This is a genomic window from Streptomyces sp. NPDC127097 (genome assembly GCF_042724075.1).
GTDB lineage: Bacteria > Actinomycetota > Actinomycetes > Streptomycetales > Streptomycetaceae > Streptomyces.
Genome location: NZ_JBHXFI010000018.1, coordinates 82,852 through 97,262 on the forward strand (window position 1 = coordinate 82,852; position 14,411 = coordinate 97,262).

15 protein-coding genes and 1 riboswitch are annotated in these 14,411 nt (G+C 73.1%); of the genes, 8 read left to right on the forward strand and 7 right to left on the reverse strand.

Annotation, left to right across the window (positions count from 1 at the left end; all coding sequences use genetic code 11):
• Window positions 1-179: 179 nt before the first annotated feature.
• The gene (locus tag ACFWJW_RS16570) at window positions 180-602 is read left to right on the forward strand and encodes a MarR family winged helix-turn-helix transcriptional regulator (protein ID WP_387240885.1); all 423 of its coding nucleotides are present in this window, start codon (window positions 180-182) and stop codon (window positions 600-602) included.
• A 31-nt stretch (window positions 603-633) separates the two neighbouring features.
• Here the strand turns inward: ACFWJW_RS16570 and ACFWJW_RS16575 are convergent, their stop codons facing one another.
• Window positions 634-2,115, reverse strand: a complete 1,482-nt coding sequence (locus ACFWJW_RS16575; protein WP_387240888.1) for an APC family permease — start codon at window positions 2,113-2,115, stop codon at window positions 634-636.
• A gap of 362 nt (window positions 2,116-2,477) precedes the next feature.
• Here ACFWJW_RS16575 and ACFWJW_RS16580 point away from each other — a divergent pair, with 362 nt between their 5' ends.
• The 4 genes from ACFWJW_RS16580 (at window position 2,478) to ACFWJW_RS16595 (ending at window position 5,542) form a co-directional block, all read left to right on the forward strand.
• Complete coding sequence (locus ACFWJW_RS16580) at window positions 2,478-3,938, forward strand: purine-cytosine permease family protein (protein WP_387240891.1); 1,461 nt, start codon at window positions 2,478-2,480, stop codon at window positions 3,936-3,938.
• A gap of 460 nt (window positions 3,939-4,398) precedes the next feature.
• Entirely contained in the window at window positions 4,399-4,779 is a 381-nt protein-coding gene (locus tag ACFWJW_RS16585; RefSeq protein WP_387240894.1) for a CAP domain-containing protein, read from the forward strand.
• A gap of 122 nt (window positions 4,780-4,901) precedes the next feature.
• Window positions 4,902-5,174 (forward strand): toxin-antitoxin system HicB family antitoxin, encoded by a 273-nt coding sequence (locus ACFWJW_RS16590; protein WP_387240897.1) that lies wholly within the window; start codon window positions 4,902-4,904, stop codon window positions 5,172-5,174.
• A complete protein-coding gene (locus ACFWJW_RS16595) occupies window positions 5,171-5,542 on the forward strand; it encodes a fic family toxin-antitoxin system, toxin component (protein ID WP_387240900.1) in 372 nt (123 codons plus the stop codon). The genes ACFWJW_RS16590 and ACFWJW_RS16595 overlap by 4 nt, the downstream gene beginning before the upstream one ends.
• Before the next feature lie 21 nt (window positions 5,543-5,563).
• On the opposite strand, the gene ACFWJW_RS16600 is transcribed toward ACFWJW_RS16595, so the two are convergent.
• The 4 genes from ACFWJW_RS16600 to bioB all read right to left on the reverse strand — a co-directional run bounded on the left by ACFWJW_RS16600 (window position 5,564) and on the right by bioB (window position 9,761).
• Window positions 5,564-6,235, reverse strand: a complete 672-nt coding sequence (locus ACFWJW_RS16600; RefSeq protein ID WP_387240903.1) for a class I SAM-dependent methyltransferase — start codon at window positions 6,233-6,235, stop codon at window positions 5,564-5,566.
• Between the two features lie 224 nt (window positions 6,236-6,459).
• Window positions 6,460-7,161: a dethiobiotin synthase gene (gene bioD / locus ACFWJW_RS16605; RefSeq protein ID WP_387240906.1), complete on the reverse strand. Its 702-nt coding sequence runs from the start codon at window positions 7,159-7,161 to the stop codon at window positions 6,460-6,462.
• A gap of 136 nt (window positions 7,162-7,297) precedes the next feature.
• Window positions 7,298-8,602, reverse strand: coding sequence for an adenosylmethionine--8-amino-7-oxononanoate transaminase (locus ACFWJW_RS16610; RefSeq protein WP_387240909.1), 1,305 nt, complete (start codon window positions 8,600-8,602; stop codon window positions 7,298-7,300).
• Window positions 8,595-9,761 (reverse strand): biotin synthase BioB, encoded by a 1,167-nt coding sequence (bioB, locus tag ACFWJW_RS16615; RefSeq protein WP_387240912.1) that lies wholly within the window; start codon window positions 9,759-9,761, stop codon window positions 8,595-8,597. Before bioB ends, ACFWJW_RS16610 begins: the two co-directional genes overlap by 8 nt.
• Window positions 9,762-9,917: 156 nt before the next feature.
• Here bioB and ACFWJW_RS16620 point away from each other — a divergent pair, with 156 nt between their 5' ends.
• Together ACFWJW_RS16620 and ACFWJW_RS16625 are read left to right on the forward strand one after the other, a co-directional pair.
• Complete coding sequence (locus ACFWJW_RS16620) at window positions 9,918-11,144, forward strand: 8-amino-7-oxononanoate synthase (RefSeq protein ID WP_387240915.1); 1,227 nt, start codon at window positions 9,918-9,920, stop codon at window positions 11,142-11,144.
• A 281-nt stretch (window positions 11,145-11,425) separates the two neighbouring features.
• Window positions 11,426-11,854: an ATP-binding protein gene (locus ACFWJW_RS16625; RefSeq protein ID WP_387240918.1), complete on the forward strand. Its 429-nt coding sequence runs from the start codon at window positions 11,426-11,428 to the stop codon at window positions 11,852-11,854.
• 31 nt (window positions 11,855-11,885) lie between these two features.
• Here the strand turns inward: ACFWJW_RS16625 and ACFWJW_RS16630 are convergent, their stop codons facing one another.
• Window positions 11,886-12,803, reverse strand: coding sequence for a LysR family transcriptional regulator (locus tag ACFWJW_RS16630; RefSeq protein ID WP_387240921.1), 918 nt, complete (start codon window positions 12,801-12,803; stop codon window positions 11,886-11,888).
• Between the two features lie 71 nt (window positions 12,804-12,874).
• On the opposite strand from ACFWJW_RS16630, the gene ACFWJW_RS16635 reads away from it, so the two are divergent.
• Window positions 12,875-13,534, forward strand: a complete 660-nt coding sequence (locus ACFWJW_RS16635; RefSeq protein WP_387240924.1) for a LysE family translocator — start codon at window positions 12,875-12,877, stop codon at window positions 13,532-13,534.
• 168 nt (window positions 13,535-13,702) lie between these two features.
• Here ACFWJW_RS16635 and ACFWJW_RS16640 read toward each other — a convergent pair whose 3' ends face one another.
• Window positions 13,703-14,176, reverse strand: a complete 474-nt coding sequence (locus ACFWJW_RS16640) for a C40 family peptidase (RefSeq protein ID WP_387240927.1) — start codon at window positions 14,174-14,176, stop codon at window positions 13,703-13,705.
• A 4-nt stretch (window positions 14,177-14,180) separates the two neighbouring features.
• A riboswitch (cyclic di-AMP (ydaO/yuaA leader) is annotated at window positions 14,181-14,378 on the reverse strand.
• Between the last annotated feature and the right edge of the window lie 33 nt (window positions 14,379-14,411).

The following is a 14,411-nucleotide window of genomic DNA, read 5'->3' on the forward strand; positions in this document are numbered from 1 at the left end:
GGCTCGGCGCGGTCCGACTCTCCTGAAGGAAGCTAAGACCAATCATTGTTGTCGTCAATAGTTGCCGTGAACCTCGGTATGCGCCATGCTGAGACGGCCCCACCCCGCCCACGCTCCCGTTCCCACGGGACCTCACACCGGAGCCAGAGATCGCCGAGACCGACGCCGACGTCCCCTGGATGCGCGCCCTCCACGCCGACACCGGCTACCTGCTGTACCGCCTCGGCCTGCGGTCGGGGAGCATGTTCAACACGGCGCTCCAGGAGTACGGCCTGCGGCTGCGCCACTACGCCCTGCTCCGGTATCTGACGACCGTGGAAGGCGCCCTGCAACGGGAATTGAGCGAACGGCTGGGCTACGACCCGAGCGCGATCGTGAGCCTGGTCGACGATCTCCAGGACCTCGGTTACGTCGAACGCCGGCCCGCTCCCGGCGACCGCCGCAGCCGCATCGTCGTCCTGACGGACCAGGGCCGCGGCGCCCTGCGCGACACCGACGAGTCCAGCCGTCAGGTCACCGACGAGCTGCTCGTCCCGCTCGATGCCGGCGAACGGGAGCTGCTGCACGCACTGCTGCTCCGGGTCGCCGAGCCGGAGCAGTAGGCCCGCCCGCCGGGACCGCGCGGCGCCGGCGCTATCGGGCCGGGCCGGCCTCGCGCTCCTCGTCCCGGGGCCGGGCGCGCAGGCGCTGCGTCAGGTACCCGGCGACGGCGACCGCCAGCAGCAGGACGACGGTGCCGAGGGTGAACGCCTCGAAGGTGAGCCGGGAAACGCCCCAGACCGCCCGGAAGTCGTACGGGAGGCCGAAGAGCTGCTCCAGTGTGCCGGGAAACAGCGCCACCCATGAGCCGAGCACGATCCAGGCGTAGACGAGCAGCGTCGCGACAGTGAAACCGCGGGCGCCGAACGGGACCTGGTAGGGCCGGGGCACCTCGCGGTGGCGCAGCCGCAGCGCCAGCAGCGCGGGAACCACCGCGAGATAGGACAGCAGCAGGGTGGTGATCGCGACGGTCAGCACCACGCCGAAGACCGCCGAGGCGTCCCCCTTCGCGAGGTTCATCGCGGCGGCCATGAACACGGTGGCGGTGACCCCGGAGAGCAGATTCATCCGGACCGGCGTGCCCAGCCGCGGGTGGAAGGCGCCCAGGCCCCGGCTGAAGAACCCGCCGTCGGTGGCCGCCATCGCCTGCATCCGGTCGGCGACGATCATCCAGGCGCTGCCCTGCGTCAGCAGCGCCACCACGAACAGCACCGCGACGAAGGTCAGCACCGGCTCGCGCCCGTCGCCGTAGATCCCGAAGACCAGCCGGGCGGCATCCATGAACCCGCCGACACCGGTGACCCGGCCGGGCGGCGCGGCCGAGAGAATGGCCAGCACCGGCAGCAGATAGCAGCAGGTGGCGATGGCCCCCGACACCCCGATCGCCACCGGCACATCGCGCTGCGGGGCGAGCATCTCGTCGCCCGCCGCATTGGGCGCCTCGAAGCCGACGAACGCGAACAGCAGCACCGGCACGAGCGCCAGGAACCCCACCCCGGTGGGGGCGAAGCCGGCGCCCTGGAGACCCCGGAAGCCGTGCTGGATCCCGTACGCCACCGCCGTACCGGTGAAGAAGGCCAGCGCCAGGACCTTGGCCCCGGCACCGGCCGTGGTGATCCACTTGCCCCGGCGCAGCGAGACCACCGCGGTGAGGATCGCGGCCCAGATGAAGGCCAGCTTGAAGGCGTAGTCCGCCACCGTGCCCGAGCCGAGCGGGAGGACGAAGCCGTCCCATGCCCCGGCCGCCACGAAGACCAGCGAACCGCCGAGCCACACGGGGTTGGTGACCCAGTAGAACATCGTGGTCAGCACGGCCGCCGGCCGCCCGAAGGCCACCTCCACCCAGACATAGGGCCCGCCTTCCTGCGGGAACGCGGCCCCGGTCTCGGCGAACACCAGGGCGTAGGGCAGCAGGAACGTCACCGCGATGACCGCGATCCAGGTGACGGCCTGCCCGCCGCCGGATGCGATCTGCCCGATCACATCGAAGGAGATCACGGCGGCGACGCCCATCGCCATGATGTCGAAGCGCCGCAGACTGCGCTTCAGATGCGGGACGGGGGCGGGGACGGACACGGCGTGGTCCTCCTGATGGCCGGTGCGGTCGCGGTCGGTCCGGTCCGTCGCTGCCCTCCGTGGGCCGGGCCCGCGACGTCACATCGTGCGGCATCGGCTCCGGCCGCATCGGCAGCGGCACGCCCCGCGACGCACGCAACGGTTGGCGGGCCGCACCCGGCCCCGCAGCACATGGAGATCCCGGGGAGGACGGATCTTGGTCATTGACCTGGTGGCCTTGGTACCCGAGACTCCGTTCAGCCCCCCTCGTCGGCCGCCGCCCCACCGGTCATCCGGCAGCTCCACGCTGCCCGTCCGCCGGTTGGCCGTCCCGTCACCCACCAGCCCGCGACCCCGCGCGGGCCAGCCACGAGGAGGCCGCCGTGACCGATCGGCACGGAGCCGCGCAGCCCGGCGCGGTCGACACCCACACCGCCGACGAGGTGCCGGACAGCGCACGGCACGGGGGTGCCCGTGCGCTGTTCACCCTCGGGTTCGGCACCCATATCGCCCCGTTGGCCCTGGTCACCGGGGCGATGGCGGTGCAGGTCTGCCACCAGCCGCTGTGGTCGGGCGTCTTGGCGGTGCTGGTCGGGCAGTTGCTCGGCGGGGTGTGCACGGCGTGGCGGTGGGCGTCGGGCCCGCGGTCCGGTGAGCCGCGAGGGCTCCGGAGCCGGGCCCGGTTCGGCTCGCCGGGCGCCCTGCCGGGCGTGGCCGTCGCGGCCGCCGTGTACCTCGCGTTCTTCGCCGCGCACCTCGTGCTCGCCGGGCGGTCGCTGCACGCCCTCGCCCCCGACCTGCCGGTCGGCGCGGGCATCCTGCTCGCCGCCGTCGGCTCCGCGCTGCTCTGCCTGACCGGCCGGCGCCTGCGCCACCTCCTCCACAAGGCGGCGGCGGTCGTCCTCGCCCTCGGCAGCCTGGCCGGCCTCGCGGTCGTCGTGGCCCGCGGCCTGCCGTCGGACGCCCTCACCCGGGGCGGCTTCACCTTCGCCGGCTGGTTCGCGCTGGTCGCTCTCAGCGCCCTGTGGCAGCCGGCCCTCGCCCCGTACGTCGCGGACCCCGCGCGCCCGCTGCCCCGGCCCGCCCGCACCGCCGCCTTCCGGGCGACCTACGGGGGCTCCTGCCTGGGCTCCTTGCTGCCGTTCCTCGCCGGTGCGGTCGTCGCCCCCGCCTGCCCGGGCCCGGACCCGGTTGCTGGATTCGACGCCGCGGCCGGGGCGTTCGCGCCGGTGCTGCTGGCACTCTTCCTGTTGATCGTCCTCCACCACAGCGCGCTCAACCTCTACCACGCCGTGCCTACGCCCCTCACCTTCAGGCAGCCACTGCGGGCTCGTTGGGTCCGTGGCGCGGCCGGCGCTCTTGTCCTGGCCGGCGGACCGGCCCTCGCCCTCGGCCTCGCCGGCGACTTCGTGCCGCGCTTCACCGATCTGACCCTGGTGCTGCTCGCCGTGCTGGTGCCCTGGGCGGTGATCCATGTCGTCGAGGTCGCTCTCCGGCGTCACGGCGGCCACGACGCCGCGGAGGCCGACGCTCCGGACGACGACCGCCACGGGCGTTTCGACCCGGTCGCGCTCGGCTCGTACGCCCTGGGCCTCGCCGTCCAGGTGCCGTTCCTCGCCACCGGCCCGTACACCGGCCCGATGGCGGCGTACTTCGGCGGCGCGGCTCCGTCCTGGCTCGTCGGGCTGACCGTGACCGCGCCGCTGTACTTCCTGTGGGCGCGGTCCCGGCGGCGGTGCGACGGGGGAGCGGTGTTCAGCGTGCGCGAGCAGGCCGCCCGCATCCTCGATCCGCTCCGCCCGCTGTACCCCGAGGACGTACGAGGCTTCGCGGACACCCGTTAGGACACCCGTGAGGACGCCCGCGAAAGGGGCCGCCCACAGCCCGATGCGGGGCGGAAGAACCTTCCCTCCCAGGCCCAGAAATTCTGTGCCTGGCCCGCAATTCCCTTTCCCTGCAACGGGCGTGGAAAGGCGCTGCGGCATCGTACGGAACTCGCGGGCAATTTACCAACGGCCGCCGTGTCCCCGGTGCAAGTTCCTTTGTGTCGAAGCCTTTCGGGATGGGCTGGACCTGCGAACTTCTCTCGATTCGCAGCATCTGAAGTGTATTGGCCCGGCAACTCCTTTAGGTAAAAGGGGGGAATGCTGGGCGGGAGGAGCGAGGGATTGCTTTGTTACGGTGCCCCCTGCTCTCGGAAAGGCGGTTTGGGTGACCGAACGGGCCTGTGGGGAGCGGATGTCGCTGCCCTGCGCCCGCCGCTTTCCGTTCCGGCATTCCCCCATGGAGACGATTTAGTTGAACGTGAAATTCTCTTCGGTGAAGCGCGCGGCGCGCGGCGCGCACCGGCGCCGGGTCCGGATGATCCCGCTCGGCGTCCTGGCCGCGGCCGGTGTCCTCGGCGGATCGCTCGCCGTGTTCAACTCCCAGGACAACGCGACGGCCAACGAAGCCTTCCCCCAGGCTTCGGGCAGCGCCACCCCCGACGCCACGGGGTACGACGATGCCTCGGCGGAGAACATCGACGCCTGGCCGACGACTCCCCAGGGCGCGTTCGACGCCTGGATGCACAGCTCCGGCCACCGGGCCAACATCCTCGGCTGCCACTCCAAGGGCACCGGCATAGGTGTCGCCCTGGGCGGCAAGCACCGGGCCTACTGGACCCAGGACTTCGGCTACAGGTAAAGCCGGGCCGTGGGCGCCGCCCGTCCGGATGCCGTGCACCGGGGCAACCGGACAGGCGGGCCCCGGGATCTCGGCCGCCCCGCCGCTTGCCGCTGCTAGCGCAGGCGCGCTAGCTTTAAGGGGTGGCGAAGACGCAGCTGAACGTCAGGGTGGACGAAGCCACTGCTGAAGCGGCGCGAGAGCGCGCCACGCAGCGGGGAGTGAGCATGAACCGCTATATCGAGGAGCTCGTCCTCAAGGACGCCGGCGAGGTCGGCCAGACCTTCGTCGAGGCCGCCTCCGACTTCATGAAGCAGTACGAGCGGGTCTTCGCCGAGGAATTCGGCCGGCAAGACGGCAGCCCCCCTGCCACCCCGGGCACCACCGACCACGAAGGACTGCCGGGCACCACGTGACACTGCGCATCGACCTCGCCTGGCTCCTTCTGATCGCCGAACAGCACACCCCCGGAGACCCCCAGGTCACCGACTGGGGCGCTCTGGTGGCCGCCGTCAGCCGCCATGAAGCCGAGATATTCGGTGTGCCCGTCTACACCGACCCCCAGGACCGTGCCGCCGCGCTGCTCCAACTCCTGCTCCAGGTACCGGCGTTGGAGGAAGCGAATGCGATGTTCGCGACCGCCGTCGCCTATGGCTACCTCGTCGCCAGCGGTCTGAAGATCGCCACCTCCCCCGAGCAGGTCCGCGACCTCGCCCGCCTGGTCAAGGACGGTACGGCCGACGTCCGGGTCATCGCGGACGAACTGCGCACCTGGACGGTCTGAGCGCCGCATCGGGCGGGCCGTTCAGCCGGCCGGCCGCCGGGCCGTGCCCAGCACCGCCGGTGAGGTCGGCAGCGTCGGCCCGCGCTCCGGCACCCGCAGCCGGCGCACCCGCAGCACCTCGAATCCGGCCGTGCGGATCTCGCCCAACGGGTCCCGGCCGGTGTGACAGCCGCCCATCAGCAGCGGCCAGACCGTCCGGTCCAGCGACCACTGCACCGCCGCCAGCCCCCGCCCAGCGGCCCGCCCGTGCTCGAAGAACCGCAGCTCACCGCCCGGCCGCAGCACCCGCCGCAGCTCCAGCAGGGCCCGCTGCACCTCGTGCACCGAACACAGCACCAAGGACGCGACCGCGGTGTCGAACGCCTCGCTCTTGACCGGCAGCGCCTCCGCCACCCCCGGCACCAGATCCACCGGCACCTCCGCACGCGCCGCCGCCGACCGGGCCACCTCCCGCAGGGTCGGCTCCGGCTCGATGGCCACCACCTCCGACACGGTCCCCGGATAGTGCGCGAAATTCAGCCCGGTGCCCGCGCCGACCTCGATGACCCGGCCGGTGGCGCCCGTCAGCAGCTCCTTCCGGAGCGCGGCCACCCCCGCCCGGGCATCCGCGGCCGGACCACAGCAGTTCGCATAGAAACGGGCGAACACCGGGTGGTGCACCGTGCCCTGCGGAACTCTTCTGCGCTGCCACATGACGGACCCCTTCGCCGACGCTGCCCGCTCCTGGAGTCAGTTTCCCCACCGGGCGCGAAGGGAGTCACCGGGAGCCACCCCGTCAGCGGGCCGGACATCCGTACGAGGCGGGAGCGGCTCCGCACCGGGGGCCGGGGCCGTACGTCTCCCGTCCTCGCTCACCACGCGCCGCCCGTGCGGCGGGGTGCCCGCGGCCGCACGGTGTCACGAGGGGATCACGGGTGTCACGAAGGGATAGGGAACGCGCCCGATCCGCCGAGCGCCGGCGCCAGCCAGTCCGGGGCCGCGGTGCGGAAGGCGTGCGGCGTGAGCCCGCCGGAGCCCTCCGGGACCAGGCCGAGGAGCGGGGCGCCCGCGGCGTCCGGAAGGTCCGCCAGATTGCAGCGGGAAGCGAGGTCGGGCTCGGCCGGCCAGCTGCCGATGACGACGCCCGGGGAGTCGAGCCCGTACGAGCGCAGGGCCAGCGCGGTCAGCGCGGTGGCGTTGAGGGTGCCCAGGCCCGCCTGGGCGACCACCAGTACGGGGGCCCCGGCCAGCCGTGCGGCGTCGGCGAGCGTATGGCCGTCCGCGTCGAAGCGGACCAGCAGCCCGCCCGCGCCCTCGACCAGCACCAGGTCGTGCGAGGCGGCCAGTTTGGCGGCGGCCTCGGCGATGTCCCGCGGGCCGACCGGCGGCAGACCGGCCCGCAGGGCGGCCGTCGCGGGCGCCAACGGCTCCGGGTAGCGGGCGAGTTCGACGCCGGTGACCGGGCCGGCCAGCCGCTCGGCCTCCGCCACATCACCCGGCTCGTGGGCCGTGACGCCGGTCTGGGCCGGCTTGAGCACGGCCACCGAACGGCCCCGGGCGAGCGCCGCCGCGGCGATCGCGGCCGTGGTCACGGTCTTGCCGATCTCCGTGCCCGTGCCCGTCACGAACAGCACCGACATGGTTGTGCCTCCGACTCTGCGCGGCCGATCCCGCGCGCGATGACTGGGAATGTTGCGTGTGCCCGGTGCGTACCGGAACCGGTGGTGGGATGCCGGGCGGCGGGGCGCGGACACCCGGCCACCGCCGCCCGTGCGGTCAGCCCTCGCGCGCTGCCGCGCACACCGCGGCGCAGATCCGCGCCACCTCGCCGTCGCCGGTGATGTACGGCGGCATGGTGTAGATCAGATCCCGGAACGGGCGCAGCCAGACGCCCTCCCGGACCGCCGCCCGGGTCGCGGCCGCCATGTCCACCTCGTGGTCGAGCTGGACGACACCGATCGCGCCGAGTACCCGTACGTCACGCACCCCGGCGACGCTCCGGGCCGGCGCCAGCCCGTGCAGCAGCCCGGCCTCGATCCGCTTGACCTCCTGCGCCCAGTCCTGGGACAGCAGCAGTTCGATCGAGGCATCGGCGACGGCCGCGGCCAGCGGATTGCCCATGAAGGTGGGGCCGTGCGCCAGCACCGGAAGTGCGCCGCGGGAGATCCCGTCCGCCACCGCCGCCGTGCACAGCGTCGCCGCCAGGGTGAGATACCCGCCGGTCAGCGCCTTGCCCAGGCACATCACATCGGGTGCGACGCCCGCGTGTCCGGCGGCGAAGAGGGCCCCCGTACGGCCGAAGCCGGTGGCGATCTCGTCGAAGACGAGCAGCACGTCATGCGCATCGCAGGCTTCCCGCAGCACCCGCAGATAGCCGGGGGAGTGGAACGACATCCCGCCCGCCCCCTGCACCACGGGCTCCACGATCACCGCCGCCAGCTCCTCGGCGTGCCGGCCGATCAGCTCGCGCAGCTGCGCGGCGTACGCCTCGTCCGGCGCCGCGTCGAAGCCGGCCGGCGGGGCGTCCGCGAAGATCTGCCGCGGCAGCACCCCCTGCCACAGCTCATGCATCCCGCCGTCCGGATCGCACACCGACATCGGCTGCCAGGTGTCGCCGTGATAGCCGCCCCGCCAGGTCAGCAGCCGCTGTTTGCGCGGCTTCCCGAGCGAGCGCCAATACTGAAGGCACATCTTGACGGCGACCTCGACCGACACCGAACCGGAGTCGGCGAGGAAGACATGCTCCAGCGGCTCCGGGGTGATGTCGACCAGCCGCTTCGCCAGCCGGACGGCCGGCTCATGGGTCAGCCCGCCGAACATCACATGGCTCATCCGCCCCAGCTGGCCCTGCGCGGCCTCGTTGAGGACCGGGTGGTTGTAGCCGTGCACCGCCGACCACCAGGACGACATGCCGTCCACCAACTCGTCCTGTCCCTCGACCGGTTCGGCCAGCCGGAGCCGGACACCGGACGCGGACTCCACCAGCAGCGGTGCGGCCTTGCCGGGCATCGGCCCGTACGGATGCCACACATGCTGCCGGTCGAGCGCGAGCAGTTCGCCGGGGGTGAGCGGCTCAGGCATTGGGCGGCAGGTCGGTACCGGCACCGCGGCGGCGCACCGAGACCAGATCACGGCGGGTGTCGTCGGACGGTGCCGAGAGGGTGGCGGCGATCTCCTCGGAGTCGCCGTCCGCGTCCGCGTCCGCGGACTCGCCGGCCGCCGTGTCGCCGTCCTGGCGGCGGTGCTCGGGCAGCGTCGTGGTGTCCGTGCCCTCGACCTCGAACCCGGCGTCCGCGATCATCGCGAGGTCGTCCTTGCCGGCCTGGCCCTCACTGGTCAGATAGTCGCCGAGGAAGATGGAGTTGACCAGGTGCAGGGCGAGCGGCTGGAGACTGCGCAGATGGACCTCGCGGCCGCCGGCCAGCCGTACCTCGATGTCCGGGCAGACGAACCGCACCATCGCCAGGATGCGCAGCGCGCGCTGCGGGGTGAGGTTCCATTCCTTGGCGAGCGGGGTGCCCTCGAAGGGGATCAGGAAGTTGACCGGGACGGAGTCCGGGTCCAGTTCGCGCAGTGCGAAGACCACATCGACGAGGTCGGCGTCGCTCTCGCCCATACCGGCGATCAGCCCGGAGCAGGCGGACATGCCGGCCGCCTGGGCCTGCTGGACGGTGGACACCCGGTCCGAGAAGTCGTGCGTGGTGCAGATGTCGCCGTAGGTGGCTTCCGAGGTGTTGAGGTTGTGGTTGTACGCATCGGCGCCCGCCGCGCGCAGCCGGCCGGCCTGGCCGTCGGAGAGCAGCCCGAGACAGGCGCAGACCTCCACGCCCTCGTTCTGCTCCTTGATGGCGGAGATGGTCTCCGAGACGCGGTCCACGTCCTTGTCCGTGGGGCCCCGGCCACTGGCCACCAGGCAGACGCGCTTGGCGCCGCCGGCCACCCCGGCCGCGGCCGCCTTGGACGCGTCATCCGGCTTGAGCCAGGTGTACTTGAGGATCTCGGCCTTCGAGCCCAGCCGCTGGGAGCAGTACGAGCAGTCCTCGGGGCACAGGCCCGACTTGAGGTTGACGAGATAGTTGAGTTTGACCCGCCGCCCGAACCACTGGCGGCGCACCTTTCCGGCCGCGGCCACGACATCGAGCAGTTCGTCATCGGAGGTCGCCAGCACGGCCAGCGCCTCTTCGCGGGTCGGCAACTCGCGCCGCAGTCCCTTGTCCACCAGTGTGTTCAGCAGGTCCATGGCGTTGATCCTGGCGTACGCCACCGCCTCCGGCCAAGGAGGATCTCCACAACGAGCTCCGATCGAGGTGTGTGTATCACCACACCGTGAGCGTGCGGAACGACCGCTAACGTCTATCGACAGCCGACAATCGAGGCCGACAGACGAAGGACGCCGATGCCGCAGGACTCCGCCCCGTCGCTGCTCCACGACACCGCGCCGGCGACCCCCGGCGAGCCCCCCGCCGCGGCCTCCCGGCCGGCGTACGACGCGGCGTTCGACTGGATCGACACGGCCCGCGCCGCACGCCATCGTGCCGGTCTGGTCCGCACGCTGCGCCCCCGCCCCGCCGACTCCCCGCTGCTCGATCTGGCCAGCAACGACTATCTCGGACTCGCCCGGCACCCCGAGGTCACGCGCGGTGCGGCCGCCGCCGCGCACCGCTGGGGCGCCGGCGCCACCGGCTCCCGGCTGGTCACCGGCAGCACCGAGCTGCACGCCCGGCTGGAGGCGGAACTCGCCGCGTTCTGCGGCTTCGAGGCCGCTTTGGTGCTGTCGTCCGGTTATGCCGCGAACCTCGCCGCCATCACCGCGCTCACCGCCCCCGGCACCCTGGTCGTCTCCGACGCGGGCAACCACGCCTCCCTCATCGACGGCTGCCGGCTCTCCCGGGCCCGTACCGAAGTGGCCCCGCACGCCGACCCCGAGGCCGTGCGCGCGGCGCTGACCGGCCACGACGGCCGGGCGCTCGCCGTGACCGACGCGGTGTTCTCGGTCGACGGCGACGCCGCGCCGCTCCCCGCGCTCGCCGGCGCCTGCCGGGCCGCGGGCGCCGCACTGCTCGTCGATGACGCGCACGGCCTGGGCGTCCTGGGTGAAGGGGGCCGCGGCGCGCTGTGGGCCGCCGGGCTCGCCGGTGACGGCGATGTGGTGACCACCGTGACGCTCTCCAAGTCCCTCGGCTCCCAGGGCGGTGCGGTGCTCGGCCCGGCCCGGGTCATCGAGCACCTGGTCAACACCGCCCGGTCGTTCATCTTCGACACCGGACTCGCCCCGGCCGCGGCCGGCGGCGCGCTGGCCGCGCTCCAGCTGCTGCGCCGTGAACCGCAGCGCGCCGCCCGGGCCGGCCAGGTGGCACGGGAGCTGCACGACCGGCTCACCGCGGCGGGGCTGGCCGCGGTCCGGCCGGACGCCGCGGTCGTCTCGGTCCGCGCCCCCTCGCCGGAGGCGGCGGTCCGCTGGGCCGCCGACTGCCGCGCGGCCGGACTCGCGGTCGGCTGCTTCCGGCCGCCGTCCGTGCCCGACGGGATCTCCCGGCTGCGGCTCACGGCCCGCGCGGATCTGACGGACGCCCAGCTCGACACGGCGGTGGGCACGATCGTGGCCACGGCGCCGACGGCCTGACGCGTACGACGTTCCGGCCCGGGGCCGGCGGCCGACACCTGCCCCGCTCCGGGCATCCGGAACCCGCTGGTGCGGTCCGCCCAAATCCGGTCTCGCGTGGCAGAGTTCACCGCAACGAGCGATAGGGCTCCGTATATGTGGGTGGATCGGGTATCTCATCGCCGGCCGGAGTGGCAGTCTGGCGCCCAGCAGAAGCCCGAGGCCGCACCGGTGTCCGGAGCGGCATCCCGGCCCCGGTGCGCACCGGAGCCGGGCCTCGGTGGGAAAGGGACGGCGCCTCGATGGCAGACCACCAAGCATCCTCACTGACTCTGCCGAGCGCCCCCGCCTCGGTCCGCACCGCCCGCAGCCACACCCTCGCCGTGCTCGCCGAATGGGGCCTGCCCGACGACTCCGCGCTCGCCGACTCCCTCCGTCTGATCATCTCCGAACTCGCCACCAACGCTGTCGTGCACACCTTCGGCCGGTCGCCGGACTTCACTGTCGAGCTGCGGCTGGAGCGCGACGAACAGCTGCGGGTCGGCATCACCGACAGCCATCCCCGCCGCCCGCGCCGGCTGCCCGCCGCCGTCCAGCAGGACAACGGCCGCGGCCTGGTCATCATCCGCTGCCTCGCCGCGGAAGCCGGCGGCCGGCTCTCGGTCGTCCCCACCGAGTCCGGCGGGAAGACCGTCTGGATCACCGTGCCGTGGCCGAACGCCGTCCGCTGAAGACCTCCGCCGCACCCGGCGACCCGTCGGGCTACGACGCGGGGGCGTGACGGGCGAAGGCCCCGCGCAACAGGGCGCGCAAGGTGTCCGCGGCCGGGGCCCCGCCGCCGGGGCGGTAGGCCACCGAGATCCGGCGGCGCAGCTCCGGCGGGTCCAGCCGGCGGACGCCCAGCGGGGTCACCGAGCCCTCCGCCATCATCTCCGGGACCACCGCCACCCCGAGCCCCGCGCTCACCAGCGCACCGACCACCGCATAGCTCGGGGACTCGCAGCGCACCGCCACACTCGCCCCGGCGGCCGCCAGTACCGCCTCCACGGCACGCCGGTTGGGGTTGGCCGGCGCCATGCTGACCAGCGGCTGACCGGCCAGCTCGGCGAGCGGCAGGCGGCCGGCGCCCGCCGACAGGGCATGGCCCGGCGCGGTGACCAGCACCAGTTCCTCGGTCAGCAGCGGTTCGAGCCGCACCCCCTCCGGCGGCGGCATCGCCTCGCCCGGCACATACTCGTGCGTCAGCGCCAGATCGACCTCGCCCAGCGCCACCGCGGCGGTGGCCTGCGGAGGTACGTACTCCGTGACGCTCAGCTCCACATCGGGGTGCGCCCGCCGGAACGCGCTGAGCGCGGGCGGCAGCAGATGCGTCCCGGCGGTCATGAACGTGCCGACCCGCAGCACGCCGCCGGAAAGCCCCGTCAGCCGGGACAGCTCGTGCCGCGCCTGATCCAGCTCGTCGAGCACCCGCCGGGCCCGTACGAGCAGCAGCTCACCGGCCGCCGTCAGCCGTGCCCCGCGGTGGTGGCGCACCAGCAGCGCGGTCCCCGCCTCCCGCTCCAGCTTGGCGAGCTGCTGGGAGAGCGCGGGCGCGGTGTAGCCCAGCCGGTCGGCGGCTCTGCTGATCGAACCGGCCTCCGCCACCGCCACCAGGGCGGCCAGCCGCGTGGGGTCGTACATAAGAACCTCTTTAGGCTCCCCAAGAACATTGCCACTCCCCATTAAAGGCTCTGACCAGCGAAACTGCTCCCATGGACGGACAGCTGATCGCCTTCACCGGAGTCGCCGCGGGCATGGTCGCCATGCCGGGCGCGGACTTCGCGGTCGTGGTGCGCCACGCGCTCGACTCGCGCCGGGCGGGGGTGGCGGCCGCGGTCGGAGTGGCGGGCGGGCTGCTGGTGCACACCGCACTGGCGGTCGCCGGGCTCGCGGCCGTGCTGGTCGCCGTGCCCGCGCTGTTCGGCGCCGTCCAACTCCTCGGCGGGCTCTATCTGTTGTACCTGGGGGTCGGCGCGCTGCTCGCGGTCGTCCAGCACCGGAAGGCGCCCGAGGACGCCGCGACCGGCCCGTCCGCGCCCCAGGCCGATCACCCGCCCGCGCTCCTGGGCACCGCACGGAGCCTGCGCCAGGGCTTCCTGACCAATGCCCTCAACCCCAAGGCCCCGGTCCTCTTCCTCAGTCTGCTCCCGCAGTTCGTCCCGGCCGGCGAGCCCGCGCTGCCCCGCACGCTGCTGCTCGCGACCATGGTCGTCGCGCTGGCGCTGGTGTGGTTCCCCGCCGTCGCGCTGCTGGTCGACCGCCTGGGCAGCTGGCTGCGCCGCCCCCGGGTCACCCGCGCCCTGGAAGCCGTCACCGGAATGCTGCTCACCACACTGGGTGGCATCCTGCTCGTCGAGGTCGTGCTGACCTGAACGGCGGCCCCCGGCACGCGGTCAACCGCGGCCGCCGTACGGCACGATCAGCACCTCGGCGCCCACCGCAGCGCCCTGGTGATCCGCGGATGGGTGCGGTCCGTCGTCTCCACCGGCCAAGTGGGCCAATCCCACCGACAATTGATCACATGTGAGACGAAATGCCGGTCAGCCCACCCGTCCGTAGGACACCGCGCCGCTCCAGATCCGTTCCAGCCGCACCACGCTTCCGGCCTTGGGGGCATGCCACATCCGGCCCCGGCCGGCATAGATGCCGACGTGGTAAATGCCGCGTGCGGAACGGAAGAAGACCAGGTCACCGCGTCTGCGCAGGGAGGCCGGGAGATGCCGGGTGCGGACGTACTGCGCGGCGGCGGTACGGGGCAGGGCCCGCCCGGCGCGCTTGAACGAGTACATCGTCAGCCCCGAACAGTCGAAGCGGTACGGCCCTTGGGCGCCGTACTGGTAGGGCGCGCCGCTCTTGGAGGCCGCGATCCGCAGCGCGTAGGCGGACACGGAGGCGGCTTCGGCGTTCCCGGCCTCTCCTGGGGCGACGGTCGTCCCGCCCAGGGTGACCAGCGTCAGAGCGGTGACGGTGCCGGCACGCGCCAGCAGATTTGGCGTCTGCATGCGCACAGTCATGCGCAAACCCTTCGTCAGCCGCCTGCGAAGGAAGACCTGTCGGGTTCGGGCAGGCGAAGATGCCCGGCCGTGCGTACGGCTTCACCCCAAGGAGTCTCGGCCCTGAGGCCGGGACCCCGTCCTGCTCGGGTCCTCCGCTCCCGCCGGTCCACAACGTCGACCTGACATCCGGTACGGCGGCGGGATTAGGCGCCCGTCCGGACCGCCCCGTCGCTGTGGCGGGGTCTTGCCGTCG

Excerpts from the sequence above, each read along its gene's own strand:
- ACFWJW_RS16620 (WP_387240915.1), top strand. The coding sequence starts at position 9,918 with ATGCCGCAGGACTCCGCCCCGTCGCTGCTCCACGACACCGCGCCGGCG.
- ACFWJW_RS16640 (WP_387240927.1), bottom strand. The coding sequence starts at position 14,176 with ATGACTGTGCGCATGCAGACGCCAAATCTGCTGGCGCGTGCCGGCACC.
- ACFWJW_RS16600 (WP_387240903.1), bottom strand. The coding sequence starts at position 6,235 with ATGTGGCAGCGCAGAAGAGTTCCGCAGGGCACGGTGCACCACCCGGTG.
- ACFWJW_RS16635 (WP_387240924.1), top strand. The coding sequence starts at position 12,875 with ATGGACGGACAGCTGATCGCCTTCACCGGAGTCGCCGCGGGCATGGTC.
- ACFWJW_RS16570 (WP_387240885.1), top strand. The coding sequence starts at position 180 with ATGCGCGCCCTCCACGCCGACACCGGCTACCTGCTGTACCGCCTCGGC.
- bioB (WP_387240912.1), bottom strand. The coding sequence starts at position 9,761 with ATGGACCTGCTGAACACACTGGTGGACAAGGGACTGCGGCGCGAGTTG.
- ACFWJW_RS16610 (WP_387240909.1), bottom strand. The coding sequence starts at position 8,602 with ATGCCTGAGCCGCTCACCCCCGGCGAACTGCTCGCGCTCGACCGGCAG.
- bioD (WP_387240906.1), bottom strand. The coding sequence starts at position 7,161 with ATGTCGGTGCTGTTCGTGACGGGCACGGGCACGGAGATCGGCAAGACC.
- ACFWJW_RS16630 (WP_387240921.1), bottom strand. The coding sequence starts at position 12,803 with ATGTACGACCCCACGCGGCTGGCCGCCCTGGTGGCGGTGGCGGAGGCC.
- ACFWJW_RS16625 (WP_387240918.1), top strand. The coding sequence starts at position 11,426 with ATGGCAGACCACCAAGCATCCTCACTGACTCTGCCGAGCGCCCCCGCC.